This is a genomic window from Streptomyces sp. NPDC006265 (genome assembly GCF_040613555.1).
Lineage (GTDB): Bacteria > Actinomycetota > Actinomycetes > Streptomycetales > Streptomycetaceae > Streptomyces.
In genome coordinates this window covers 1-1012 of sequence record NZ_JBEXSH010001546.1, presented here as the reverse complement: position 1 = coordinate 1012, position 1012 = coordinate 1, and the positions used below count along the sequence as shown (strand labels likewise).

The 1012-nt window shown below is 69.8% G+C and carries 1 protein-coding gene and 1 pseudogene; both read left to right on the top strand.

The annotated features are described in order from the left end of the window. Positions 1–149 precede the first annotated feature (149 nt). Positions 150–577: pseudogene (locus tag ABZ281_RS50505) on the top strand (GH25 family lysozyme); the annotation flags it as partial. Positions 578–725: 148 nt separating this feature from the next. Then, positions 726–1012, top strand: a 287-nt coding sequence (locus ABZ281_RS50500) for an inorganic phosphate transporter (protein ID WP_356665692.1), incomplete at its 3' end; no start/stop codon positions are given.

Genomic DNA, 1012 nt, shown 5'->3' with positions numbered 1-1012 from the left:
GGGTGTCGACCATTCCAAGCGCGGCACGCGGCCGTTGCAGGAGACGCGGCCGGCGCATTTCGGGCTGCCGAAGTCGGGTCCGACCCGCCGCCGCGGCCGCCTACCGGCGGCGTCCGCGGCGGCGAGCCGCCCGAAGGGGCCACCTACCCAACCCCGGCTTCGACCGGCAGTACAACGACTCGCGCGCGGTGAGCCCGGTGCGCGTCGCCTACCACTTCGCCCTGCCGGACCGGTCCCCGGGCCGGGCGCAGGCGGCGCACTTCGTACACAACGGCGGCGGCCGGACCGCGGACGGCTGGACGCTGGCCGCCCGCGCTCGACATCGACTACAACCCGTACGACAGGAAGCGCCGGTGCCACGGCCTGAGCAAGGCGGGGACGGTTGGGCGGCAGCCGCGTCTTCGCCGCAGGTCGTGCCCTGTGGATCGCCCGCCACGACGCGGCCGGGCCGGGGACGCTGCCGGCCGGCTGGTCGTCCTGGGCCTTCTGGCAGCACGACAACGGCGGCGGTGCCCCGCCGGGTGATCAGAACGTCTTCAACGGGTCACTCGATCGACTGAAGCGGTTCGCTCGGGGCCGCCTGGTCGCGGGCGCGGGGCCGCTGTTCCGAGGCGGAACCAGGACCCTCCGTTGCGGTCACCCCTGCGCCCCTCTCAGTTCATCTTCCGTTCACTCAGGTTGCCTACGTTCGTCTGGCCAATGACCTCGAACGATTGCCTGGGTAAATGGAAAGCTTCTCGCTGATCCTCGCGATTGTGGTAGTAACCGCTCTCGCGTTCGATTTCACGAACGGTTTCCACGACACCGCGAACGCGATGGCCACGACCATTTCCACGGGCGCCATGAAGCCCAAGGTCGCGGTGGCCATGTCCGCGGTCCTCAACCTGGTCGGCGCCTTCCTGTCCGTCGAAGTCGCCAACACGATCTCCAAGGGCCTCGTAGACGAGGCCGGCATCCGTCCCGAGGTCATCTTCGCCGCTCTGGTCGGCGCGATCCTCTGGAACCTGCTGAC